The organism is Azospirillum brasilense (genome assembly GCF_007827815.1).
Lineage (GTDB): Bacteria > Pseudomonadota > Alphaproteobacteria > Azospirillales > Azospirillaceae > Azospirillum > Azospirillum brasilense_C.
In genome coordinates this window covers 40,998-65,376 of sequence record NZ_VITH01000001.1, presented here as the reverse complement: position 1 = coordinate 65,376, position 24,379 = coordinate 40,998, and the positions used below count along the sequence as shown (strand labels likewise).

Sequence of the window (24,379 nt, the reverse complement as noted above, 5' to 3'; positions counted from 1 at the left end):
GATTTCGAACTAATTTGCCTATTTGTGGGCTGGGTGACAGGGCGCCGGTCGCCTCAAATACCCATACTTTCCTTTGGCTTAACCTGTGACGGGAGACGCACAAAGGGTTTTGCACACACGGCGCGTGGCGCCGTGCGTCCATGGGCGTGAAAACCGGCGGGAGGGAAGGGAAAAGGAAAGGGCGAAAAAGAGCCCCAAAAACAATCGGCGGCGGAGCCACCCGGGTATGGCCCCACCGCCGGTCAGCCGGACGGGCAACAGTATCGGTAAGATGAGAACGCCGTGATGGCGTCTCACAGGATGTTGCCGCTTGAACTCCAGCCTTCTATCCGGCCGGCGTTACCGCCGGTCGGCACTGTGCGTACAATGCTTTTCGAGCATCAACCTTCACAGACACCATCCTGCCCCGGCCCGACGCCTTCGTCAAGACTGCACCGCCTGCGAAATGGGCTGGGTTAACTCTGATGGCGATACTTCCGAAGGCAATCGGCCAACGCGCACGAAAGGGGTGCCCGGCGCCCCCCGGCGCCGGGGCAGCAATGCCGCTACGCGAGCAGATTGACCGAACCGGACGGGGCGGGCGTCCCCAGATCGCCTCCGCCGAACGCCGGCAGACTGTCCGCCGAGGCCGTGATCGCGTCCCCCTCGGCGGACCCTTCCGGCTCGCCGGAACCGCCGCCCGTACCGTTCGGGTCGGTCATGGCCTCCACGAAGTCCTTCAGGGTCGTGCTGGACCCGAAGGCCGCCTGGCGCAGCTCGTTCACGTTGTCCTGGGACTCTTTGACAATCTTGTCGTAATCCTTGAAGGACTCCCGCCGCGCCTTGCGTCTCTCTTCGGCCTGATCCAGTTCGTTGGCGGCCTTTGCTTCGGCAATGATCGACTTCGCCGTGGCAAGGACGGCCTCCACCCGGCGGCCGAACTCGTCGGCCTCGCGGTAGCGCGACATCTTCAGATCGTTGTCGGCCATCATCCGCTGGATGTAGTTGCGGATCCGGTCGCCCTGAGGGGCGGTGGGAGCGGCGTTCAGGCTGGGCGCCGCCTCCGACATCAACCGCTCCAGGTCGCTCCCCTGCCCGTCCGCGGCCTGCTCCTCGGCCTCCTTGTCGGCTTTCGCTTCCGCCCGGTCTTTTTCCTTTTCTTGCTCCGTCTTTTCGGTAGCGGCCTTGTCATTCGAAGACGCTTTGTCCTCCGAAGACGCCTTGCCATCCGAAGCCACGCCCTGGACGGAGACCTGCCCGGCCAGACCGGCCGCCTCCGCCGCCACCGCCTCGGCGGAGCGCGCCTCCCCGTCCTCCGTCGCTTCGTCCCTGGCTGCCGCATCCGCGGCGGCGGTGGTCCCCTCCGCGGCGGCGCCGTCGGTTGCCAGCACGGACGGAGCCGGTGCCATGGACGCGCCCGGCGGCGCCCCGTCGGCCAGGGCGCCCTCACCGGGCTCGCCGTCGCCGCGGATGGTTACCGTCACATCGACCGCGATCTCCGTCTGGACCATGGTGATGGAGGTGCGGGTGGTCGTCCGTTCGACGGTGATGCCGCCGACCGACGGCGCCCCCGCCCCGCCGGGAAGTCCCATTTCCGCGGCCGCGGCCACGCCGGCGCCATACTCCTTGGCCGCCCGCCCGGCCTGCTTGGCAAGGATCGCGGCTTCGCGCGCCAGCTGCACCAGCTTTTCCCGATCGCCACGGCTGTGGCGCATCATCATCTTCAGTTCTTCGATCTTGCGCTCGACCTCATCCAGCCGTTGGGCGGCGACGGCCTTCGGCCCGCCGACGCGCTTGGCTTCCTCCAGCGCGTTGACCACGGCGGTGAAATTCTTCTGCTGCTCCGGAGTCATGGTGAAGGGCAGCTTCGCCTGGTCGGCCTTCTCGGTCAGGACCTGCTTGGCGTCCTTGCCCTCCATGGCTTCCAGCGCGCGTTCCCAGTCCTTCTTGGCCTTCTGGAGCTGGAAAAGGCTGTTCTGGCCGTTGCTCAGAGCGGAAAATATGCCGTTCACGGCCGCCTCCTCCGGTTCGTTTGAACCTTCGCGAATTCGCGGGGAAGTTTAGCACAGTTTCCCTGGCCGTCCAATTCCGACAGCACACCGGACCGCACACCGGCAACCCCGCGTTGCTCCTCAGGAACGCAATACACACGTCGGAACTCCGATGCCCATGAGGGTGTTTGATTCCCGACATCGGACGCCGCAAAGCGCGGCGAATTGCCGCAGGCAGCGGGCCAGCACACGCCCGCTGCCGACCCCGAGGAGGAAAACAGATGGCAGACCGCGATACGTTGGGCACCGGCGAACCGAACCGCAAGACGCCGGACCCGATGGCCGACCGTGGGGCGAACACGGGAATGGGGAACGACCGTTCGCAAAATCGGGGTTCCTCCAATGACATCAACCGCATGGCCGGCGAGGCCGCCCGCGAGGCCTCTGACGCCGGCCGCGACACCCTGGGCGCCGCCCAGGGCCGCATCCGCTCCCTTCTGGAGACGCAGACCGACCGCGCCGCCGACCAGCTCGGCAGCGTCGCCAACGCGCTGCACAAGGCCGCGGAGCAGCTGAACGACGAGAACAACGGCACCGCCGCCCATTACGCCGGCCAGGCCGCCGACCGCGTGGAGCGGGTGGCCGACATGCTGCGCAACTCCACCGTGGACGACATGGTCGGTCAGGTGGAGCGCTTCGCGCGGCGTCAGCCGGAGGTCTTCGTCGGCGCCGCCTTCGCCGTCGGCTTCCTGTTCGCCCGCTTCGTCAAAAGCTCCGGAGAGCGGCGATTTCGCGGCGCGTCCTCGTCGCACCTGACCGGCGGCTACGCCCGGCACGACCGCGGCCACCGCGGCCATGACCCGGAGCATCATGACTACCGCGATTTCGGTCTCCGCGGCGCCGATCGCGCCGGACAGGAAGCCCTGCGCACCGACCATGACCTCGCCGGTCATCGCCGCACCGGGTTTGGCGGCCCGGCCTCGATGGAGGGAACCGGCGCGGGGCAGCCGCGGTCCGGCCTGTCCTCCGGCTTCGCCTCCTCCGGCATGACATCGGCGACGGCCATAAACTCGGCCGGCGGCGGGGTCGGCCGCAACCAGGAGAGCCCGCGTCCGCTGAACACCGCCACCGCGGCGACCACCGCCGCCCGCACCCGTGACGCCGCCGAGATGGTCGCCGGGTCCACCCCCGGAACCGCCCAGGGCAGCACCTCCGACTCCAAGCCGGTGGCCGGCACGCCGATCCAGGGGATCAAACCATGAGCGCTGCGGAGGACCGTTCCTACGATCCGCGGCAAGACCGACCGATCTCCGGCCTGTTCGCCGATCTGGCGCGCGAGACCACCAACCTTGCCCGCACCGAGATCGAACTGGCCAAGGCAGAACTGACCGAGAAGGCCGGTCAGGCGGCGGGGGGTGCGGCCTATGTGGTCGCCGGCGGACTGATCGCCTTTGCCGGCGTCCTGGTGCTGCTGGCCGCGGCGGTGCTGGCCCTGTCGAAGGTGGTCGAGCCCTGGCTCGCCGCCGTCATTGTCGGGGCCGTCGTGCTCGTCATCGGCGGCGTGCTGGCGATGATCGGCAAGAAGCGGCTCAGCCCGGAGAATCTCCAGCCGCAGCGCACCATAGAGACCCTGCGCGACGACAAGCGCTGGGCCCGGTCCCAGCTTGCGCGATGAGCGGCGGCCGAGGAGCGACGGATCAATGAACGGCGGTGAGAAGGGGCGCGAAACGCCCCGCGACTACGACGCGATGCAACGGGAGATCCGCGAACGCCAGGCCCGGATCGGCGACACGATCCAGGTGCTGAAGCGCAAGACCGCGCGGCTCGCTCCCCGTCACCTGATGGAGCAGACCATGAACCGGATGCACACCACCCCCGGCGGCTACGGCGAGCGCGCCCAGGACCGCTATTACGAACCGATCCGCAACCAGACCCACCAGCGGTCCCATTCGGTCGGCGACACCATGCGCAGCAACCCGATCCCGCTCGCCATGATCGGCATCGGCCTGGGCTGGCTGGCCCTCACCGCCTCGGGCTACGACCGGCGCATCGCGCGCAGCGGCGCGATGCACAACGTCCGCGACCGCGCCGGCAGCGCCGCGCAATACGCCCGCGACACCTTCTACAGCGCCGGCAGCAGCGTGCGCGACGCCGCCAGCCACGCCTACGAGCGGGCCAGCGACGCGGCGAGCCACGTCTATGAGCGGGCGAGCGACGCCGTGGACGACGCCGGCGACCGCGTGCGCGGACTTGCCGATCAGGCTCGCGACCGGGCGCACGATCTCACCGACCACGCCCGCGACCGGGCGCAGGGCATGCGCCGCGACATGAGCAGCCGCGTGGACAGCCACATCGGCAACCGTGGCGGCAACTACGGCGGCGCCAGCCACCTCCGGGCCTCGGACCGGTTGCACAGCGCCACCGGGCGGTTCTGGGAGATGGTCGACGACCACCCGATGGTCGCCGGCGTGATGGGCGTCGCCCTCGGCGCGGCGCTCGGCGCCAGCATCCCGGCCTCCCGCTATGAGGACCGCTGGGTCGGCGATTACGCCGACGAGGCGACCAGCCGCGCCAAGGAGATGGCTCTCGACGCCATGGATCGTGGCACCCGCGCCGCCCGTGCGGCGGTCGAGGCCGCCAAGGAGGAGGTCGGCGACGCGGTGAGCGCGGCCAGCGACGCGGCGCGGGAAGAGGTGCGCAAGCCGGGCTGATCCGGCCTTGCTAACGGGCTCCTTTCGGGTTCCACGCTGACTGCACCGGCCCCGCGGCCACAACCGCGGGGCCGGTTTTTCGTTGTCCGACCGCGGCGCAGGGTTTCCCGCGGGTGGAGACCGCCCGCGACAGTTCGCCGCAGCGTGCACCGGGTGCAGGCCTGCCATCCTTATACCTGAGTGTTTTTCCCGGTTATCCCGCTCCGGTTCCGCTTGACAAAGGTCCTATGATGGCCACTTAATCTGGACCAATTTAGTCCTGTATCGGGGTGGTCATGATCCGGCTGAGCAAGCTGACCGACTACGCCATCGTCGTGATGAGCGAAATGGCGCGCCATGTGGGCACGGTTCACACCGTTTCCCATCTGGCGGAGCGCACGGGCGTGCCCTCCCCCACGGTCGCCAAGCTCATGAAGACGCTGACCCCGGCGGGCCTCACGACCTCGCACCGCGGCGCTGCCGGTGGTTATGCGCTCAGCCGCACCGCCGACGCAATCTCTATCGCCGAGATCATCACGGCCCTCGACGGCCCGATCGCCCTGACCGCCTGCGTGGAGGGCGGCGACAGCCAGTGCGGCGTGCAGCGCCTGTGCCCGATGCGCGGCGGCTGGGAAAAGGTCAACAGCGCCATCCGCGGCGCGCTCGAACAGGTGACGCTGGCCGACATGATGGGGCCGCCCGCCTGGGCGGAGGGCCCACCCGGCCCACTCGACAGCATTGGAGCCGGCCCAGGTCCGGCACGGCGCGCCGCCGTCTGACGTTTCGGCGCCTTCATCGGAAACGCTTTCAGGGAACGAGAGACAAGCATGGCCGCCACGACCGAAACCGTCGAACAGGTCCGCGCCGTCACGGAGCAGAAGTACAAGTACGGCTTCACGACGGACATCGAATCGGATGTCGCGCCCAAGGGCCTGAACGAGGACATCGTCCGCTTCATCTCCGCCAAGAAAGAGGAGCCGGAATGGCTTCTCGAATGGCGCCTGAAGGCGTTCCGCGTCTGGCAGGAGATGGAGGAGCCGCGCCATTGGGCGAAGCTGTCCTTCCCGCCGATCGACTATCAGGACGCGCACTATTACGCCGCGCCCAAGATGAAGGACCGCCCGAAGTCGCTGGACGAGGTCGATCCCGAACTGCTGAAGACCTATGAGAAGCTGGGCATCCCGCTGCGCGAGCAGGAGATCCTGGCCGGCGTCGAGGGGGCCGAGGGCAAGAGCCCGGCCATCGCCGTGGACGCCGTGTTCGACAGCGTGTCGGTAGCGACCACTTTCAAGGCCAAGCTGGAGGAGATGGGCATCATCTTCTGCGCGATCTCCGAGGCCGTGCACAAGTGTCCGGAGCTGGTCCAGAAGTATCTCGGCTCCGTCGTGCCCTACACCGACAATTTCTACGCGACGCTGAACTGCGCGGTCTTCACCGACGGAAGCTTCGTCTACATCCCGAAGGGCGTGCGCTGCCCGATGGAGCTGTCCACCTACTTCCGCATCAATCAGGCCAACACCGGCCAGTTCGAGCGGACGCTGATCATCGCCGACGAGGGCAGCTACGTCAGCTATCTGGAAGGCTGCACGGCGCCCCAGCGCGACGAGAACCAGCTTCACGCCGCGGTGGTCGAGCTGGTGGCCCTGGACGACGCGCAGATCAAATACTCGACGGTCCAGAACTGGTATCCCGGCAACGCGGAGGGCGTCGGCGGCATCTACAACTTCGTGACGAAGCGCGGCGCCTGCCGCGGCCGCAACTCCAAGATTTCCTGGACGCAGGTGGAGACCGGCTCCGCCATCACCTGGAAGTACCCGAGCTGCATCCTGCAGGGCGACAATTCGGTGGGCGAGTTCTACTCGGTCGCCATCACCAACAACTTCCAGCAGGCCGACACCGGCACCAAGATGATCCACATCGGCAAGAACACCCGCTCGACCATCGTGTCGAAGGGCATCTCCGCCGGGCGGGCGCAGCAGACCTACCGCGGGCTGGTCAAGATCCTGCCGAAGGCGGAGGGCGCGCGCAACCACACCCAGTGCGACAGCCTGCTGATCGGTGACCAGTGCGGCGCCCACACGGTGCCCTACATCGAGAACCGCAACCGCACCGCCCGCGTCGAGCACGAGGCGACGACCGCCAAGATCAGCGAGGACCAGCTGTTCTATTGCCGCCAGCGCGGCCTGTCGGAAGAGGACGCCGTGTCGCTGATCGTCAACGGCTTCTGCAAGGAAGTGCTGAAGGAGCTGCCCATGGAATTCGCCGTGGAAGCCCAGAAGCTCGTCGGCATCAGCCTCGAAGGCAGCGTCGGCTGACCGCCCACCGTATCGCGAAGGAAGAAGAAACGATGATCGAGATCAAGAACCTGCACGCCACGGTGGACGGCAAGGAAATCCTCAAGGGCATCGACCTGACGATCAACCCCGGTGAGGTGCACGCCATCATGGGGCCGAACGGCTCGGGCAAGAGCACGCTCAGCTACGTGCTGGCCGGCCGTGACGGCTATGAGATCACCGAGGGCTCGGTGAGCTTCTTCGGCAAGGACCTGCTGGAGATGGAGCCGGAGGAACGCGCCGCCGCCGGCCTGTTCCTGGCCTTCCAGTACCCGGTCGAGATCCCCGGCGTCGCCAACACCACCTTCCTGAAGTCCGCCCTGAACGCCATCCGCAAGCAGCGCGGCGAGCCGGAGCTGGACGCCATGCAGTTCCTGAAGCTGGTGCGCGAGAAGACCAAGGCGCTGAGCATGACCGACGAGATGCTGAAGCGCGCGGTCAACGTCGGCTTCTCGGGTGGCGAGAAGAAGCGGAACGAGACGCTCCAGATGGCCGTCCTCCAGCCGAAATTCGCCATCCTCGACGAGACGGACAGCGGCCTGGACATCGACGCGCTGAAGATCGTGGCCGAGGGCGTGAACGCGCTCCGCTCGCCGGAGCGGTCGATGCTGGTCATCACCCACTACCAGCGCCTGCTCGACTACATCGTGCCGGACCATGTCCATGTGCTGGCCTTCGGCAAGATCCAGCGCTCCGGCGGCAAGGAGCTGGCGCTGGAGCTGGAGAAGAACGGCTACGCCGAGTTCGGCGTGAACGAGGCGGCCTGACCATGGCGACGACGACCCTCACCAAGGCGCCGCGGGGCTATGACCCGGCGGCAGCCACGCCCTTCCTGGAGCAGCTCGACCGCGTGAAGGGCGGACTGCCCGGCGCCGGCCTGTCCTGGCTGGACGGGCTGCGCGACCAGGGCCGCGCCCGCTTTGCGGAACTGGGCCTGCCGACCGTCAAGAACGAGTCCTGGCGCTACACGAACCTGCGCGCGCTCGACAAGCTGGCCTTCCAGCCCGCCTCTGTGGCGGACGCCCGCTTCGACGTGCTGCCGACCGTGCGCGCGGACGGCGCGACCGGCCCGCGGTTGGTCTTCGTGGACGGGCGCTTCCGGGCGGAGCTGTCCTCCACCGCCGGTCTGCCGGCGGGGGTGGAGCTGCTGAACCTCGCCGACGCCCTGGCGCGCAAGCCCGATCTGCTGGCCGAGCATCTGGGCCGCATCGCCGCTCCGGACGATCAGCCGCTGGTGGCGTTGAACACCGCCTTCCTGGCGGACGGCCCGGTCCTGCATGTGCCGCGCGGCGTCACGGTGGAGGAGACCATCGAGCTGGTCTTCGTCTCCGTCGGCTCCGAGGCGCAGCCCACCGCCTTCCACCCGCGCGGCCTGATCGTCGCCGAGGCGGACTCGCGCGCCGTGATCGTCGAGCATCACGTCGGCCTGGGCTCCTGCACCACCCTGTCGAACGGCGTGACCGAGGTCTTCGTCGGCGCGGGCGCGTCGGTCCACCACTACAAGGTCCAGCGCGAGCACACGGAGTCCTTCCACCTGTCGCACACCGCGGCGAAGGTGGCCGGCAAAGGCATCTACGACAACTTCATCCTGACCATCGGCGCCAAGCTGTCGCGCAACGAGGTGACCAGCGTCCTCGACGGCGAGGAAGGCGACACGCATGTCAGCGGCGCCTACATGGTCCGCGGCGGCCAGCACGTCGACACCACGACCTTCATCGACCACGCCAAGCCCTGCTGCACCAGCCGCGAGGTCTACAAGGGCGTGATCGACGATCAGGCCCGCGCCGTCTTCCAGGGCAAGATCATCGTGCGCCCCAACGCGCAGAAGACCGACGGCTACCAGCAGAACCGCGCGCTCCTGCTCTCCGACACCGCGGAGATCGACGCGAAGCCGGAGCTGGAGATCTACGCCGACGACGTGAAGTGCAGCCACGGCGCCACGGTGGGCGAACTGGACGACGACCAGCTCTTCTACCTGCGCGCCCGCGGCATCGACAAGGCGGCCGCCCGCGGCCTGCTGATCGGCGCCTTCCTGTCCGAAGCGCTGGAGGAGATCGCCGAGGAAAGCGTCCGCGACGCCTTCCAGAGCTACGTTGCCGACTGGCAGAACGCGCGCTGAGGAGGGACCCGGATATGGACACCCAGATCACCCTCCCCACCTTCGATGTCGAGCGCGTCCGCGCCGACTTCCCCATCCTGTCGCGCACCGTGCACGAGCGGAAGGGCAAGCCCGGCAAGCCGCTCGTCTATCTGGACAGCGCCGCCTCCGCGCAGAAGCCGCGGCAGGTCATCGACGCCATGACCCGCTTCCTGGAGGAGGATTATTCCAACATCCACCGGGGCGTCCATTTCCTGTCGCAGACCGCGACCGACCAGTTCGAGGAGGCCCGCCGCAAGGTCGCCCGCTTCCTCAACGCCCCGTCGGAGCGCAACATCGTCTTCACCCGCAGCGCGACCGAGGCCGTCAACCTCGTCGCCCACAGCTATGGCCGGACCTTCCTGTCGGAAGGCGACGAGATCATCGTCTCGGTCATGGAGCACCACGCCAACATCGTGCCGTGGCAACTCCTCCAGATGGACAAGGGCATCCGCATCCGCGTCGTCCCGGTGGACGAGCACGGCGTGCTGGACCTGAACGCCTACGAGGACCTGCTGTCCGACCGCACGAAGCTGGTGGCGATGACCCACTGCTCCAACGTGCTGGGCACGGTGACGCCGGCCAAGCTCATCGCCCGCATGGCGCACGAGCGCGGCGTGCCGGTGCTGTTCGACGGCAGCCAGGCCGCGGTGCACGGCGTGGTGGACGTCCAGGACATCGACGCCGACTTCTACATCATGACCGGCCACAAGCTGTACGGCCCGACCGGGACCGGCGTGCTGTACGGCAAGTACGATCTGCTGAAGAAGATGCCCCCCTATCAGGGCGGCGGCGACATGATCGAGAGCGTCAGCTTCGAAGGCACCACCTTCAAGGCCCCGCCGGCCCGCTTCGAGGCCGGTACCCCGGCGATCACCGAGGTGATCGGGCTGGGCGTGGCGCTGGATTACATGGAGTCCCTGGGTCGCGAGGCCATCGCGGCGCACGAGCATGACCTGCTCCAATACGCCACGCAGCAGCTTTCCCAGATCGACGGCCTGCGCGTCTACGGCACCGCGCCGGGCAAGGGTCCGATCATTTCCTTCACGCTGGAGGGCGTGCACCCGCACGACCTCGGCACCATCGTGGACCAGTACGGCGTGGCCGTCCGCGTCGGCCGCCACTGCGCGGAACCGCTGATGGAGCGTTTCGGGGTCGGCGCCACGGCGCGGGCCAGCTTCGCCCTTTACAACACGCGGGCGGAAGCCGACGCTCTGGTCGAATCGGTGATCGCGGTGAAGGAGTTCTTCGGAGCATGATGGACGAACTGCGCGAGCTGTACCAGGAAGTGATCCTGGACCACGGCAAGAACCCCCGGAACTTCCGGCATCCCGACGATGCCAACCGGGAGGCCAAGGGCGAGAACCCCATGTGCGGCGATCGCTTCATGGTCTATCTGAAGCTGAAGGACGGGGTGGTGGAGGATGTGGCCTTCCAGGGCCGCGGCTGCGCCATCTCCACCGCCAGCGCGTCCATGATGACCGAGGTGGTTAAGGGCAAGACCGAGGCGGAAGCCAAGGCCCTGTTCGAGACCTTCCACGACCTCTGCACCAAGGACGACCATGACCACGGCGACCACGGCCCGGTGGACGAGGACGCCATGGAACGGCTGATGGTGCTGTCCGGCGTCCGTCAGTTCCCGGTGCGCGTGAAATGCGCCACCCTCGCCTGGCACGCGATGAACGCGGCCATCGAAGGCGAGGACAAGGCGAGCAGCGAGTAAGTTGCAGGAAACGGTGAAACGCGATGCCCGATGACGCGATCTCCCCCACTGACGCCATCTCCAAGGACGCCGACGCCGCGGAGGCCAGGCCGATGAACCAGACCGAAGCGGACATGGCCGCGGCCAAGGCCGCCTACGACCCGCGCGCCGCGCTGAGCGAGGCGGTGATCTCGGCGCTGAAGAGCTGCTACGACCCGGAAATCCCCGTGGACATCTGGGAGCTGGGGCTGATCTACCGCGTCGACATCGGCCCGAACAACGAGGTCGAAATCGACATGACCCTGACCAGCCCCATGTGCCCGGTGGCCGGCGAACTGCCGATGCAGGTGCAGCAGGCGGTTGAGTCCGTCGAGGACGTCACCACATGCAAGGTGGAACTGGTTTGGGAACCGCCCTGGCGCCAGGACATGATGTCCGAGGTCGCGCGGGTCCAACTGGACATGTTTTAAGGAGGCGAAGATCCCCATGGCCACGGCTTCTACGGCTTCTCTCCCCAAGGCCCTTTCCATCACCGACGCCGCCGCGGAGCGCGTGCGGCTTCTGATGTCAAAGGCGACCGACGACTACATCGGCCTGCGCATCGGCGTGAAGGCCAAGGGTTGTTCCGGCCTCAGCTACGACGTGCAGTACGCCAAGGAAAAGATGAAGTTCGACGAGGTGGTGGAGGACAAGGGCGTCACCGTCCTGATCGATCCCGCCGCCGTGATGTTCCTGATCGGCAGCGAGATGGACTACGTCGACGACAAGTTCCAGACCGGCTTCGTCTTCAAGAACCCGAACGAGAAGGGCCGCTGCGGCTGCGGCGAGAGCTTCCACGTTTGAGGTCGACGCGGCGTACCGAGCCACGAAAGCCCCCTTCCTGACGGATGGGGGCTTTTTTCATGGATCGTCTGAGAGTGACGGTGGCCCTGTCCAACGGCACTCCGCGTCCCCACTCTCCATGTTAGAGTCCGTCCCCGCGACGCCGACACGGCCAAAACAAGGTTAGAGAAAAGCCCCATGGACAAAGGCACGCCCAAGGCCATCCGCCTGCAGGACTACCGCCCGCCCGCGCATCTGATCGACACGGTCGATCTGTTCTTCGACCTCGGCGAGGACGTGACCACGGTCCGCGCGCAGCTCGGGCTGCGGCGCAACCCGGCGCGCGACGATGCGGCGACCCAGCCCCTGACGCTGGACGGGCAGCGGCTGGAGCTGGTGTCCGTGGCGCTGAACGGGCGGCCGCTGGGCGACGCCGACTACACCGTCACGCCGGACCATCTGACCGTCCACAGCGTGCCGGAGACCTTCACGCTGGAAACCGTCGTCCGCATCAAGCCGCAGGAGAACACGGCGCTGGAGGGGCTCTACAAGTCCTCCGGCAACTTCTGCACCCAGTGCGAGGCGGAGGGCTTCCGCAAGATCACCTACTTCGCCGACCGCCCCGACGTGATGGCCCGCTACACCACCACGATCACCGCGGACAAGGCGCGCTATCCGGTGCTGCTGTCCAACGGCAATCTCATGGAATCCGGCGACTTGCCCGACGGACTCCACCGCGCGGTGTGGGAGGACCCCTTCCCCAAGCCCTGCTACCTGTTCGCCCTGGTCGCCGGCACGCTGGTGCATCAGGAGGACCGCTTCCGCACCGCGTCCGGCCGCGACGTCACCCTGCGCATCTATGTCGAGCCGGGGAACGAGGACAAGGTCGACCACGCCATGCGTTCGCTCATCAAGTCGATGCGCTGGGACGAGGAGGTGTTTGGTCTGGAATACGACCTGGACATCTTCAACATCGTCGCGGTCGGCGACTTCAACATGGGGGCGATGGAGAACAAGTCCCTCAACGTCTTCAACACGAAGTACATCCTGGCGAAGCCGGAGACCGCTACGGACCAGGACTTCCTCGGCATCGAGGCGGTGGTGGCGCACGAGTATTTCCACAACTGGACCGGCAACCGCGTCACCTGCCGCGACTGGTTCCAGCTCTCGTTGAAGGAAGGGCTGACCGTCTTCCGCGACCAGGAATTCTCCAGCGACATGAACTCGCGGGCGGTCAAGCGCATCGCCGACGTGCAGCGCCTGCGCACCGTGCAGTTCCCCGAGGATTCCGGCGCCATGGCGCATCCCGTCCGCCCGGACAGCTATGTGGAGATCAACAACTTCTACACCCCCACCGTCTACGACAAGGGGTCGGAAGTCATCCGCATGTACCACACGCTGCTGGGGCCGCAGGGCTTCCGCAAGGGCATGGACCTGTATTTCCAGCGCCACGACGGGCAGGCGGTGACCTGCGACGACTTCGCCGCGGCGATGTCCGACGCGACCGGCGTGGACCTGACCCAGTTCAAGCGCTGGTACCGGCAGGCCGGCACGCCCGAGCTGGACGTGAGCGGCGCCTATGACGAGGCGGCCAAAACCTACCGGCTGACCGTCAAGCAGACCGTGCCGCCCACCCCCGGCCAGCCGGTGAAGGAGCCGATGCACATCCCGCTGGTCATGGGCCTGCTCGGTCCGGACGGGGCGGACCTGCCGCTGCGCCTGACCGGCGAGGCGGAAGCCGCCGGGACCAGCCGCACGCTGCACATCACCGAGGCCGAACAGGCCTTCACCTTCACCGACATTCCGGGCCGCCCGGTGCCGTCGCTGCTGCGCGGCTTCTCCGCCCCGGTGAAGCTGCGGGCCGACCTGACGGACGGCGACCTGACCTTCCTGATGGCCAACGACAGCGACGCCTTCAACCGCTGGGAGGCCGGGCAAACGCTGGCGACCCGGCTGCTGCTCTCCCTCGTCGCCGATCGGCAGGCCGGGCGGGAACTGGCGCTGCCCCAGAGCTTCATCGACGCGGTGGGCGCCGTCCTGAAGGACGCCGACCAGGACCCGGCCTTCGCCGCGCAAGCCCTGGTGCTGCCGACCGAAAGCTACCTCGGCACCCAGATGGAGGTGATCGACCCCGACGCCATTCACGCCGTGCGCGAGTTCGCCCGCCGCCGGCTGGCCGAAGCGCTGCGGCCAGGCTGGCTCGACACGCACCGCCGCAACGCGGGCAACGAGCCCTTCTCGGTGGACGCCGCCGCCATCGGGCGTCGCGCACTGAAGAATCTCTGCCTCGCCTACCTCATGGCGCTGGAGGACGAGGAGGCGCTCGGCCTCTGCCTCGGCCAGTATCGTGGCGCCCAGGCGATGACCGACGTGATGGCGGCGCTGCAGTTCCTCAGCAATTCCAACGCGCCGGAGCGGGACGAGGCCATCGCCAGCTTCTACGAGCGCTGGAAGGGCGAGGCGCTGGTCGTGGACAAGTGGTTCGGCGTGCAGGCGACCTCGCACCGGCCCGACGCGCTGGAGCGGGTAACCGAGCTGCTCGCCCACCCCGCCTTCGAGATCCGCAACCCGAACAAGGTCTACGCCCTGATCGGCGGCTTCGCGGGCGGCAACCCGGTGCGCTTCCACGACACCAGCGGGGCGGGCTATCGCTTCCTGGCCGATCAGGTCCTGCGGCTCGACCCGATGAACCCGCAGGTGGCCGCCCGCATGGTCGGCCCCTTCTCGCGCCTGCGCCGCTACGACGCGCCGCGCCGTGCCCTGATGAAGGCCGAGTTGGAACGCATCGTCGCCACGCCGGGCCTGTCGCCGGACGTCTTCGAAGTGGCGAGCAAGAGCCTGGAGGCGGCGGGCTGACCGGAAAAATCCGGTGCAAAAGGAAAGGGCCGGAGGGTTTCCCCTCCGGCCCGTCCATACCCCCGCGCCGAAACGCGGGCGTCTTTACTTCTGCTCGCTCAGGAAGGCGACCAGATCGTCCACCTTGCCGGCGTCCTTGATCCCGGCGAAGGCCATCGTGCCACCCGGGACGACTTCCTTCGGGGCGGTGATGTAGGACTTCAGGTTGTCGGGGGTCCAGACCAGACCGCCGGCGGCCTTCTCCTGCATCGGCTTGGAATACTTGAAGCCGTCGATCGAGGCGGCCGGGCGGCCGACGACGCCGAACAGCGACGGGCCGACCTTGTTCTTGCCCTGCTCGGCGGTGTGGCAGGCCATGCACTGCTTGAAGACGTCCTTACCGGCGGCGGCGTCAGCGGCCTGCGCGGCGCCCGCGCCCATGGCAATGCCGGCGATCAAGGCGGCGCCCAGGATATGCTTGTTCATTGGTCAGATTCCCCCTTCCGGATGAGGCCGGCATTCGGATGCCGGCAGGTTCGGGCGCAGCATACACATTCTGTGGTTAAGGCCAAACCCCCAACGTGTCGCGCCCAAAGCACAAACACCAAATACGGGTTATTTCATCCAGGCGAGAAGAAGCACAAGAACAGCCACGACTCCAAGCGCCGCCCAGGGAACATAGAAGCCACCCCGCCCCCGGGCGGCGGGCAGCGGAATGGGAATTTCCGGGGCCGGCGCCGCCACGGCGGGCGTCACCGGTTGCGGAGCGGCGGCGCTCCGGGCCGCCGGCGCAACGGCTTCGGAGACCGGTGCGGAGACCGCTGCAGCGACGCTCTCGGACGCCGGCCCGACAACCGGTTCCGGCGGCGGCCCGCCGACCACCGCCGTGAAGCGGTTGAAAAAGTCGTCCGCCATCTTGCGCGCCGTGGCGTCGACCAGACGGGACCCGATCTGCGCCAGCTTGCCGCCAACCGTGGCGTTGGCCGTGTAGGACAGGACCGTCGCCGCCTCGCCGTCCGGTTGCAGCGAGACCTTGGCGCCGCCTTTGCCGAAACCGGCGGCCCCGCCGGACCCTTCGCCCGTGATGGTGTAGCCGTTGGGCGGGTCGAGGTCGGAGAGCGTCACCTTGCCGGAGAACTTGGCGCTGACCGGCCCGACCTTGGCAACCACCTTGGCGGTGAATTCCGTGTCGGAGGTCTTCTGCACCTCCTCGCAGCCGGGAATGCACTGGCGCAGGATCTCCGGGTCGTTCAGCGCCGCCCACACCTTGTCCCGCGGGGCCGTGATGCGCTGGCTGCCGCTCATGTCCATGACCTTGTCCTCCCCTGCCTTTTTTTCACAGCCAAGCCATAGCCGGACGATACGGCAAGGCCGCAACCGGCAACAGTCCCCCTTTCAGCACAGTCCCCCTTTCACCTGGGACGGAACCGGCTCAGCGCGGGGCGGGCGGCACGCAGTTCTGGACGATCGGCGTGCAGGCGGACAGCGAGGCGTTGCCCGGGTAGGACACCTGCTCCACGGTTCCGCCCGGTCCGAGGACGAACGTGGCCTCGCACATGCCGGGGGAGGAGGAGCTGAACGGGAACCCGAATCCCAGCCCGACACCGACGCCGCTGGACCCACCCCCGCCGAAGCCGCCGACGCCGATGCTGCTGCCGCCGAGCGGGCTGACGGCCACGCCGGGGTCTGAGACGTAAGTGTAGTATTCCCGACCGCCGGCCTGGGCCTGCCGCGCCGGAACACCGGCGCAGGCGAGGAGCCTTTCCTTCGGCATGCCGACCAGTTCGGTCTGGGCGCGCCGGGCGATCTGCGGGTCCGGCCCCGTGGCGCAGGACGCCAGAATTGCCCCGGCCATCCCAAGAAGTGCCGCCGTCCCGACCTGCCGAAGCGTCATGACCCTCATCCTCCCACGCAGCATCGCACGACTGGCACAACCCTGCCCACCGCTTGCGGTTCCCGGAGAAAGCCGGCTACCTAAACCGGAGCGTGCTCCCCGCCGATCCCGTTCGGGGTCGCCCCTCCCCAGGGGACGAGAGGCCGGTTTCGGATGTGAGCACGCTTTGACGGTTGATGGAGCGGAGGATCGTGGTATGACTGACAATGGTATGGTTTCGACTAGCGACGGTTCTGCGATGACCACGGTCTACCTAGCGCTTGGCAGCAATCTGGGCGACCGCGCCGCCAATCTGGCGGCCGCGCAGCAGCGGCTCGCTCCGCAGGTCCGCATCACTCTGGCCTCGCCCGTCTATGAAACCGCCCCGATGTATGTGACCGACCAGCCGGCCTTCCTGAACATGGTGCTGTGCGCCCAGACCGCGCTCGGCCCATGGGAACTCCTGAGCCACGTCAAAGGTGTCGAGGCGGAGATGGGCCGCGACCTGAAGGGTGGACCGCGCTTCGGGCCGCGCCCCATCGACATCGACATCCTGTTTTATGGCGAGCTGGTGATGTACGCGCCGGAACTGGAGATCCCCCATCCCCGCCTCGCGGAGCGCGCCTTCGTCCTGGCCCCGCTGGGCGACATCGCGGGCGACCTCCAGCACCCGGCGATCGCGCGCAGCGTCGACGATCTTCTGGCCGCCGTTCCGGGCCGCGACACGGTGGTCCGCATCGGCGCGGAGCGTCCGGTGACGGTCTGACCCCGGCGATGGTCGAAGCGGACCGATCCTTGTAGGCGGACTGAGTAGGCGGACTGACCTTGCCGAATGGGCGGGCGCCTGCGCTATAGTGGGCGCGGCGCAGCGACGAGGCGGCCGCCCCCGGCGGGGCATGGACCAGGGCCGCCACCCGCCAGGAGATGTTTTTTGGCCAACGACCCTGTTACCCGACCTTCCGGCGCCGATGCCTCCGTCGCGGCGGCGACCTACACCATTCTGCTGCGCGACTTCACCGCCACCGTGTCGCTCGCCGGGCGCCCCGACCGCTCCACCGTCCGAATCAGCCTCGAGTTGAAGGTCAGCCACCCCGGCGTGAGCTTCCCCGACGACATCACCGCCGTCATGTCCTACGAAGACATCGTCGAAGATCTCCGCCGGTTGTGCGCGCAGGAGTCGGTGCCGGGTCCCGACTATCTGGCCAACTGCACCGCCGATCTCTGCCTGGCCCACCCGAAGGTCCGCCGTGCGCGCGTCGATGTGGAGCTTTCCTCCCCGCGTCCCGACACCGCCGGAGCCGGAGTTACGATCATCCGGAACCGCGACGCGGACAGCTGAGCCGGTCCGAATCCCTCCATCGGGGTAACCACATTACCCGCATAGGCATCGGTGCGATGTTCAGGCATGAACACTCAGCGCCTTTCTACCCTTGCGCCGACTCTATTCGTTTATTTCGCGGCGCATCATTGTTGCGAAATACCGTATCTTGCGTAGAATGGAAACGACGCCGCCTCTCGGCCGGCCGGAATGAACAGGGAGGGTAACATGGACCAATTGACGGCTCCGACCCTGTCGGAAATCCTGGACGAGCCCATCATCGTCGCCCTGATGAATCGGGACGGCATGACCGCGGAAACCCTACGGCAACTTCTTGAACAGGTCGGGCGCAATTTGCGCGACCGCGAGGACCGGCTGGCCGCCTGATGCCGGCCTCCCTGATGCTGGCCGCCTGATCGGGTGACGTCGCGCGGCGGGTCCGGAACAAGCCGACCGCCGCGGAAGTCGTCCGGCGTTCAGCGGGCCGGCGTTCAGCGGGCCGGCGTTCAGCGGACAGATACGACGCGGAAGGGGCGCTGCTCTCCGTCATGTTCGGTGACGGAGATGTATTCGCCCTCGACCAGTGTATGGCGGTCGAAACGGAAGATCGGTTCGTCGTCGTCCGTGTCGTCGGCGTCGTAGTCGAAAAGCCATGCCTTGCCCCGGTGCACCAAGTGGCCGGTCTGCTCGCCCTCGCCGCGCCAGAAGCGGCGGACCGTGCAGGCGGACGTCTGGTTGCGCCATTCCTCCAGATCGAGGTGACCGTCCGCGGTCAGCGGAGCGGTGAATTCATAGCCATGCTCCGCGCTGCCTTCCGGATGGTCGGCGGTACGGGCCAGTTCGAGGCGGATCGTCTTCAAGGGCACGGGCGTCGTCCTTTGTGCTGGCGGCGGAACAAGACTGCGCGTCGCGGTGGCTCGACGGTTGGGGGAGCGCGCCTTGCGCACTCCCCGCCGTCCCCCCCGACGCCAACCCGCCAATGCCAACCGAACGGAGGGCCGGTTGTTCCGCACCTCCCCGCTCCCCACCGCACCGTCGCGGTGCGGATGGGGCGTTTCCTTCCTCGCTTCCGACCCGTGGGGCCTGTGCGCCGCAGGCTCGTCTACAGGGCCGGGTGCTGGTGCACGAAGCCGTCCAGGACCACCGTCAGCTGGCGGGCATGGACGACCTGCCCGTGGCTGCGGGCGCGGTCGATGTCCTCGCGGATGATGCGGGCGATCCGACGGATGCCTTCGGCGTCGTGGGCGAGGCAGCAGCCCAGTTCCACCGCCAGGATTTCCGGCAGATGCTCATGCTCCGCGATGGCGTCGATTTCCGCTTCGGTCAGATCGCTGAGCGCGATGCAATCGTCGATCGTCAACATGGCGCGTTCCTTCCCGATTGCCGGGCCTTGCCCGGACCGGAGTCCGGGTGGCCTTTTTGGTTGAAAACCATCGGCGTGGAGGGCGCCGGACAGTGCGGCGCCGCGCGTCGGATCGGAGAAGCCCGGCCTTTTGAAAGAGCGGCCCTGTGGTCAGTGGGCCATCAGCACGGGCAGGCCGGCGTGATTCAGCACATAGCGGGTCACGCCACCCAGGATCATTTCCCGCATCCGGCTGTGTCCGTAGCCCCCCATCACGAGGAGGTCGGACCCAAGTTCCGCGGCCTTGTTGATGATGGCTTGGCCGACGGGTTCCGATCCCGGCTTCAATATGGTTACCTGAACGTTAATGCCGTGCCAAGCCAGATGTTGGGCAATGCGACGACCTGCCGCAGCCTGGGTGTTGGAGGTTTCGGCGGTCAGGACATGAACGGTGTCGGCGCCGGTCAGGAAGGGCATCGCCCCGGCCAGGGCGCGCACCGATTCGGGGCTGCCGTTCCAGGCGAGCGCGACCGTGCGCCCGATCTCGTCCGGCAGCGTGGCGGGTGCCAGCAGCAGCGGACGGGCCGCCCCCAAGAGGGCGCTTTCCACCGTGGCGTAGGCCTGGGTGTTGCTGTCCAAGGTGGTGTGGGCGAAGACCAGCAGATCGGCCAGCCGCCCTTCGCGCGGCACCACCTCCTCGACACGGCCGGTTTCCTCGCGCCATTGGGCGGTCGGCGCCTCGACTCCGGTGGGCATGTCGCGCAGTTCGATGTCCGCGGCGCGAATCACATCGTCGAAGGTGCGGCGGGCGGTGTGGAGGTGGGTCTTCGACTCCCCTTCGGCGGCGCGCATGATCTCCTCGACCATCGCGCCGGACATGCCCTCGCCCAGCATGGGCACGGCGTCGCGCGGGTCCAGCGACACGAACAGGGCGTCGATATGGGCGTCGAATTCGCGCGCGATCTTCAGCGCGGCGTTCAAAGCCACCGTGTCGCCGTCGAGTCCGGCCAGCGGCACAAGGATCGTCTTGAGTGACATGATCTCCCCCCGGGCCGTTTCCGCCGGCCCATCTTCTGGACGGTGCCTGTCGGAACGGCGGCTGGATGCACCGTTTCCAGCGCCGCGCCGCCTGTAGTCTAGACCATGGGGAACCGGCGGCGCCCGTTCCACCTGGAATTACACCAGTCGCTCCAGCACGGCCGCAAGCGTTTCCCCCGCATCCCTGCCAGCATTCGTACGCAGCCACGCGAGCGGGCCCAGATCATAGACGTCCTGACGCTCGGCGACCTCCGCCGTCGCGTCCGAGGCGTCGCCGCGGCGGACGGCGATGCGGGCGATCCGGGTGTCCAAGGGCGCGTCGAGCCAGACGCCGTCGAATCTCACGCCGGCCTCCGCCGCAAGACGGGCGACGGCGTCCCGTTCGTCCGGGCGGGCGTGCACCGCGTCCAGCACCACGGCGTGCCCGGCGGCCAGCACGATCCGTGCCCGCTCAAGAAGCCCGGCATAGACCCGCTCGGTCATCGCTGGCGCGTAGGCCTCCGCGGGAAGGCGCTCCGTCTCCGCAACGCCGCCGAGGCGCTTGCGCAGTGCGTCGGACCGCAGGACGACGGCACCGGGCGATGCCCCGAGCGAGGGCGCCAGGGCGCGGGCCAGCCGGGTCTTGCCGCTGCCGGACAAACCGCCGACGGCAACCAGCCGCGGTGGCGGCGGCTCCAGCGCCGCGAGGGACTGCTCCAGATAGGCGGCCGCCTCCCCTTCCGACATCCGTGCCGCGTCACCGCCGTGACCGAGAGACGCCGTGCTGGCCGCGATCTTGGCGCGGATGGCCGCCCGCGCCGACAGGAACAGGGGCAGAAGCGCCAGGGCGCCGTAATCCTCCGTCGCGTCCAGACTGCGGTTGAGGACGGCGTTGCCCTGCGGGCGAAGCCCCCGCCGGTCCAGATCCATCAGAAGGAAGGCGAGATCATAGGCGACGTCGATGACCGCCAGCCGCTCGTCGAACTCGATGCCGTCGAACAGGACGGGCCTTCCGTCCAGATCAACGATGTTCCGCAGATGGAGGTCGCCGTGGCAATGCCGGACGAAACCGCCGCGTCGCCGCTCCTCCAGCAGCGGAGACAGCCGCTCAAGCGCCGCCGCCGACGCGCTGGCCAGCCGCTCCACACGCTCCGGCGGGAACAGTGTCGGGCTGGCGCGCAATTCAGCGATGTTCCCCTCCACCACCTCCCGCATCGCCACGGCCCCGCCGCCGTCCGGGCGCGGCGCGGCGGCCTGGTGGAAGGCGGTGACGGCGTCCGCGAGGCCGCGAACCAGCGCCTCGTCGAGACCGCCCAGCTCCGCCACGCGGTCCAGGAGGGCGTCCTGGGGAAAGCGGCGCATCACGACCAGCCAGTCCAGCGCCACGCCACCCGCGGCATCCGCGCCGCCGAAGGCGAGCGTTCCGTCCGCCCGCCGCACCACCGACTCCAGGCCGAGATAAAGGGAGGGCGCCGTCCGCCGGTTCAGGCGCAGTTCCTCCAGGCAGGCCGCCCGCCGCCGCTCCGCCGTCGAATAATCCAGATAGGGATAGCGGACCGCGCGCTTCAGCTTGTAGGCGCGGTCACCGGCCAGGAACACCATGGCCGCGTGGGTTTCGACACGCTCCACCGCCGCACCGCCGTGGCTCGCCGGATCAGCGAGGAAGGCGGCCACCGACGGCGTCGGCTCCTGTGCCGGATCGGAAGCGGCGGGCTGCATGACTACAGTCTAGCACGCTCCCCCGCCCCCCGATGAGCCCCGCCAACCGCCTAGGCCGTCCCGATCAGGGCAGCCCTCCCACCATTGACGCGGCGCGCGGCGCGCACGACATGTGGGAGTAGCCCCGTTACGCGCTTGCGCGGGGGTGCGGTGCAACGCGTAATGCCACAACCGCGTCGGGATCGGACGCGGTAGGCTGGAGCAGCCGGAGTAGGACGGTCAACGATCGATCGGGAGCAGGCCGCCGTGCGTCATGGGACCTCGTGCCTCTGTCTGGTGGTTGCCGTGGCGGGCCTCGCGCTCTCCGGTCCCGCCGGCGCGCAGACCCTGTCGATGCCCGAAGACCGGATCGGAAACTGGAAGATCGGCGGCCTCGCCTACAGCGTCGGGGAAACGCCGGACACCAAGGTGTCCGACCTGCACAACAAGATCCGCATCGGCTCCTCCCTGCTGCCCAAGCTCGACGGCTACGCGGAGGTGCGTCCCTGGGTGTCGCTCGGCCCCAGCGCGCCGGACGGCAGCCTGCACGGCATGGGCGGCATCCTGATCGACGTGCCGCTCGGCGGTTCCTCCTTCGTCTTCACGCCCAGCGTCGGCGCCGGAACCCTGCCCGTCACTCCGCGCGATCCGTCGGCGACCGGCAGCGTGGTCGAGTTCCGCTCCCAGCTCGAACTCGGGTACCAGTTCGAGAACAAGGCCCGCTTCAGTCTCGGCTACAGCCGCATCGACACCAGCGGCCCGGCCACCGACGCCGCCACGCCGGCCAACAACGTCTTCGGATTTTATTACCGCATGCCGTTCGGAGCCTTCACCGGACGCTGAGACTCCGCCGGTTGTTTTGCGGCGCAGCATGACCATCCGCGAATCACTTGACCTCTGTTCTGACGCGAAGGCTGCGCAAAGGGGTTGGCAATACTCGCCTTAACCACTTGTTAATGACGGCTGGTTCTATTGACCATGGGGACCAACGCCGGGGATTCGATCATGGCCAAGCGCAAGACCGCCACCGCAAAGACCGTCGAAGCCGCTCCGTCGCTTGAAGCGGCCGAGGCGCTCGCCACCGACACCGGGGCGGAAATCGTCCTGAACACCAATTTCGCGGCCATCGAGCAGGACGCGGTCGCTCTCCTGCACGCCGCCAGCCTGCTGGTCGAAGCCGACACCCCGGAGAAGGCGAGCCACGCGCTCGACCACAACCTGCGCCTCTGGGTCGCCATCAAGACGGTGCTCCAGAACGAGGAGAACACCCTGGACTCCGAGGTGAAGGCGAACCTGCGCAACCTCGCGCAGTACGTCACCGTCACCACCATGGAAGCGACCAAGGGCTCCATCGAGGCGCGCAAGCTGGTTTCGCTGTCGCGCATCAACATGCACATCGCGGAGGGCCTGCTGCAGGGCCAGAAGAGCCGCATGGTGCAGGAGCGCGCCTATGAGATCTGGGAGCGCGAGGGCCGGCCGAACGGACGCGAGATGGACCATTGGCTGCTGGCCGAGGCCGAGATCGCCGACCTGCTGAACAACCGCTGACGGGACCGCAAGGCGGCCGGATCGGCATGGCGCCGCAATCCGGCCATTCCGTCAGGACATGACCACCCGCGTCGCGGCAACGTGACGCGGGTGGTTGCGCTTGATAGCATTCGGGCGTGACCGCGCCCCCCCTCTCCCCCGCCCCCGCCCGTCCCGCGACGCCCCGCCACATCCGCGTGGAGAACATACCGCTCGGCATCGTCATGATGCTGGGGTCGGTGCTGCTCTTCTCCGTGATGAACGTGCTGGTGAAGCTGCTCTCGGAGACGTACCCCGTCATCGAGGTGACCTTCTTCCGCAACGCCATGGCGCTGATCCCCGTGGCGGTGGTCATCTCTCTTCAGGGCGGCTGGATCAACAACCTGCGCACCGAGCGGCCGATGGGGCATGTCTGGCGCTCGGTCGTCGGGCTGACCGCGATGTCGCTGACCTTCTGGTCGTTCAACCTGTTGCCGCTGGGCGACGCGGTGGCGCTGAACTTCTCGGCCCCGCTCTTCCTCACCGCCCTGTCGGTGCCGCTGCTCGGCGAGAGGGTGGGCGTCTACCGGTGGAGCGCGGTGCTGGTCGGCTTCGTCGGCGTCCTCATCATGGTCCAGCCGTCCGGCGAGATGCTCACGCATCTGGGCGCCCTGGTCGCGCTCGGCGCCGCCTTCTGCCAGTCCTTCGCGATGGTGGCGATCCGCCAGCTCAGCAAGACCGAGCGCGCCAACACCATCGTCTTTTACTTCACGGCCATCACCACCCTGATCCTGGCGCTGGTCATGCCCTTCGTGTGGGTCACCCCGCGCAGCCTGACCGATTTCGCCCTGCTGTCGGCCACCGGCGTTCTCGGCGGTGGCGCGCAGCTGTTCCTGACGCGGGCCTATTCGCTGGCCCCGGCGGCCGTGGTGGCGCCCTTCAACTACGCCGCGCTGCTGTGGGCCGTGCTGTTCGGCTGGCTGCTGTGGAACGAGATGCCGACCCTGCACATGGTGTCGGGCGCCGCCGTGGTGGCGGTGAGCGGCCTCTACATTCTGCACCGCGAGACCCGCCGCCGCCTTCCCCCCAGCCCGCCCGCGATGGGCGGCGGCGGCGACTGACCCTCCGACGCCGTC

General features: G+C 68.0%; 26 protein-coding genes. 18 read left to right on the top strand and 8 right to left on the bottom strand.

The window, feature by feature from the left end:
* Positions 1-545: 545 nt before the first annotated feature.
* The gene (locus tag FBZ83_RS31720) at positions 546-1,991 is read right to left on the bottom strand and encodes a hypothetical protein (protein ID WP_247888068.1); all 1,446 of its coding nucleotides are present in this window, start codon (positions 1,989-1,991) and stop codon (positions 546-548) included.
* Positions 1,992-2,251: 260 nt separating this feature from the next.
* Between FBZ83_RS31720 and FBZ83_RS00325 the strand changes: the two genes are divergently transcribed.
* From FBZ83_RS00325 to pepN, 12 genes are all read left to right on the top strand, one after another.
* Positions 2,252-3,232, top strand: a complete 981-nt coding sequence (locus FBZ83_RS00325) for a hypothetical protein (RefSeq protein ID WP_145680579.1) — start codon at positions 2,252-2,254, stop codon at positions 3,230-3,232.
* Positions 3,229-3,645: a phage holin family protein gene (locus tag FBZ83_RS00320; protein ID WP_145671909.1), complete on the top strand. Its 417-nt coding sequence runs from the start codon at positions 3,229-3,231 to the stop codon at positions 3,643-3,645. The genes FBZ83_RS00325 and FBZ83_RS00320 overlap by 4 nt, the downstream gene beginning before the upstream one ends.
* Positions 3,646-3,670: 25 nt before the next feature.
* A complete protein-coding gene (locus tag FBZ83_RS00315; protein ID WP_145680578.1) occupies positions 3,671-4,681 on the top strand; it encodes a hypothetical protein in 1,011 nt (336 codons plus the stop codon).
* Between the two features lie 275 nt (positions 4,682-4,956).
* Entirely contained in the window at positions 4,957-5,439 is a 483-nt protein-coding gene (locus FBZ83_RS00310) for an SUF system Fe-S cluster assembly regulator (RefSeq protein ID WP_145671907.1), read from the top strand.
* 48 nt (positions 5,440-5,487) lie between these two features.
* Entirely contained in the window at positions 5,488-6,975 is a 1,488-nt protein-coding gene (gene sufB, locus FBZ83_RS00305; protein ID WP_014197137.1) for a Fe-S cluster assembly protein SufB, read from the top strand.
* Positions 6,976-7,007: 32 nt separating this feature from the next.
* Complete coding sequence (gene sufC, locus FBZ83_RS00300; protein WP_137116359.1) at positions 7,008-7,760, top strand: Fe-S cluster assembly ATPase SufC; 753 nt, start codon at positions 7,008-7,010, stop codon at positions 7,758-7,760.
* A gap of 2 nt (positions 7,761-7,762) precedes the next feature.
* Entirely contained in the window at positions 7,763-9,112 is a 1,350-nt protein-coding gene (sufD, locus tag FBZ83_RS00295; protein WP_145680577.1) for a Fe-S cluster assembly protein SufD, read from the top strand.
* A 14-nt stretch (positions 9,113-9,126) separates the two neighbouring features.
* Positions 9,127-10,389 (top strand): cysteine desulfurase, encoded by a 1,263-nt coding sequence (locus FBZ83_RS00290; RefSeq protein WP_145680576.1) that lies wholly within the window; start codon positions 9,127-9,129, stop codon positions 10,387-10,389.
* The gene (sufU, locus tag FBZ83_RS00285; protein WP_014197141.1) at positions 10,386-10,853 is read left to right on the top strand and encodes a Fe-S cluster assembly sulfur transfer protein SufU; all 468 of its coding nucleotides are present in this window, start codon (positions 10,386-10,388) and stop codon (positions 10,851-10,853) included. Before FBZ83_RS00290 ends, sufU begins: the two co-directional genes overlap by 4 nt.
* A gap of 23 nt (positions 10,854-10,876) precedes the next feature.
* Positions 10,877-11,302 carry an iron-sulfur cluster assembly protein gene (locus FBZ83_RS00280; protein WP_145680575.1) on the top strand — a complete coding sequence of 142 codons (426 nt, stop codon included), beginning with the start codon at positions 10,877-10,879 and terminating at the stop codon, positions 11,300-11,302.
* Between the two features lie 16 nt (positions 11,303-11,318).
* Complete coding sequence (locus tag FBZ83_RS00275; RefSeq protein WP_145680574.1) at positions 11,319-11,675, top strand: HesB/IscA family protein; 357 nt, start codon at positions 11,319-11,321, stop codon at positions 11,673-11,675.
* Between the two features lie 177 nt (positions 11,676-11,852).
* The gene (gene pepN / locus FBZ83_RS00265) at positions 11,853-14,510 is read left to right on the top strand and encodes an aminopeptidase N (RefSeq protein WP_145680572.1); all 2,658 of its coding nucleotides are present in this window, start codon (positions 11,853-11,855) and stop codon (positions 14,508-14,510) included.
* Positions 14,511-14,594: 84 nt separating this feature from the next.
* Here the strand turns inward: pepN and FBZ83_RS00260 are convergent, their stop codons facing one another.
* The 3 genes from FBZ83_RS00260 to FBZ83_RS00250 form a co-directional block, all read right to left on the bottom strand.
* Entirely contained in the window at positions 14,595-14,975 is a 381-nt protein-coding gene (locus tag FBZ83_RS00260) for a c-type cytochrome (protein ID WP_145671894.1), read from the bottom strand.
* A 129-nt stretch (positions 14,976-15,104) separates the two neighbouring features.
* Positions 15,105-15,800 carry an SRPBCC family protein gene (locus tag FBZ83_RS00255; protein WP_145680571.1) on the bottom strand — a complete coding sequence of 232 codons (696 nt, stop codon included), beginning with the start codon at positions 15,798-15,800 and terminating at the stop codon, positions 15,105-15,107.
* Between the two features lie 121 nt (positions 15,801-15,921).
* Positions 15,922-16,383, bottom strand: coding sequence for a hypothetical protein (locus FBZ83_RS00250; protein WP_145680570.1), 462 nt, complete (start codon positions 16,381-16,383; stop codon positions 15,922-15,924).
* Positions 16,384-16,621: 238 nt separating this feature from the next.
* Here FBZ83_RS00250 and folK point away from each other — a divergent pair, with 238 nt between their 5' ends.
* The 3 genes from folK (at position 16,622) to FBZ83_RS31270 (ending at position 18,067) form a co-directional block, all read left to right on the top strand.
* A complete protein-coding gene (gene folK, locus FBZ83_RS00245) occupies positions 16,622-17,128 on the top strand; it encodes a 2-amino-4-hydroxy-6-hydroxymethyldihydropteridine diphosphokinase (RefSeq protein WP_145680569.1) in 507 nt (168 codons plus the stop codon).
* A gap of 165 nt (positions 17,129-17,293) precedes the next feature.
* Positions 17,294-17,701, top strand: a complete 408-nt coding sequence (locus FBZ83_RS00240) for a dihydroneopterin aldolase (protein WP_145680568.1) — start codon at positions 17,294-17,296, stop codon at positions 17,699-17,701.
* A 207-nt stretch (positions 17,702-17,908) separates the two neighbouring features.
* Entirely contained in the window at positions 17,909-18,067 is a 159-nt protein-coding gene (locus tag FBZ83_RS31270; RefSeq protein WP_174440004.1) for a hypothetical protein, read from the top strand.
* A 119-nt stretch (positions 18,068-18,186) separates the two neighbouring features.
* On the opposite strand, the gene FBZ83_RS00235 is transcribed toward FBZ83_RS31270, so the two are convergent.
* From FBZ83_RS00235 to FBZ83_RS00220, 4 genes are all read right to left on the bottom strand, one after another.
* Complete coding sequence (locus FBZ83_RS00235) at positions 18,187-18,546, bottom strand: hypothetical protein (RefSeq protein WP_145680567.1); 360 nt, start codon at positions 18,544-18,546, stop codon at positions 18,187-18,189.
* A 236-nt stretch (positions 18,547-18,782) separates the two neighbouring features.
* On the bottom strand, positions 18,783-19,043 hold the full coding sequence (locus FBZ83_RS00230) for a hypothetical protein (RefSeq protein ID WP_145680566.1): 261 nt from the start codon (positions 19,041-19,043) through the stop codon (positions 18,783-18,785).
* A gap of 150 nt (positions 19,044-19,193) precedes the next feature.
* A complete protein-coding gene (locus FBZ83_RS00225) occupies positions 19,194-20,060 on the bottom strand; it encodes a universal stress protein (RefSeq protein ID WP_145680565.1) in 867 nt (288 codons plus the stop codon).
* Positions 20,061-20,198: 138 nt separating this feature from the next.
* A complete protein-coding gene (locus tag FBZ83_RS00220) occupies positions 20,199-21,758 on the bottom strand; it encodes an AAA family ATPase (RefSeq protein WP_145680564.1) in 1,560 nt (519 codons plus the stop codon).
* Positions 21,759-22,004: 246 nt separating this feature from the next.
* Here FBZ83_RS00220 and FBZ83_RS00215 point away from each other — a divergent pair, with 246 nt between their 5' ends.
* From FBZ83_RS00215 to FBZ83_RS00205, 3 genes are all read left to right on the top strand, one after another.
* A complete protein-coding gene (locus FBZ83_RS00215) occupies positions 22,005-22,580 on the top strand; it encodes an acyloxyacyl hydrolase (RefSeq protein WP_247888067.1) in 576 nt (191 codons plus the stop codon).
* A gap of 162 nt (positions 22,581-22,742) precedes the next feature.
* Entirely contained in the window at positions 22,743-23,285 is a 543-nt protein-coding gene (locus FBZ83_RS00210) for a DUF2934 domain-containing protein (protein WP_145680563.1), read from the top strand.
* A gap of 116 nt (positions 23,286-23,401) precedes the next feature.
* Positions 23,402-24,364 carry a DMT family transporter gene (locus tag FBZ83_RS00205; RefSeq protein WP_145680562.1) on the top strand — a complete coding sequence of 321 codons (963 nt, stop codon included), beginning with the start codon at positions 23,402-23,404 and terminating at the stop codon, positions 24,362-24,364.
* Positions 24,365-24,379 lie beyond the last annotated feature (15 nt).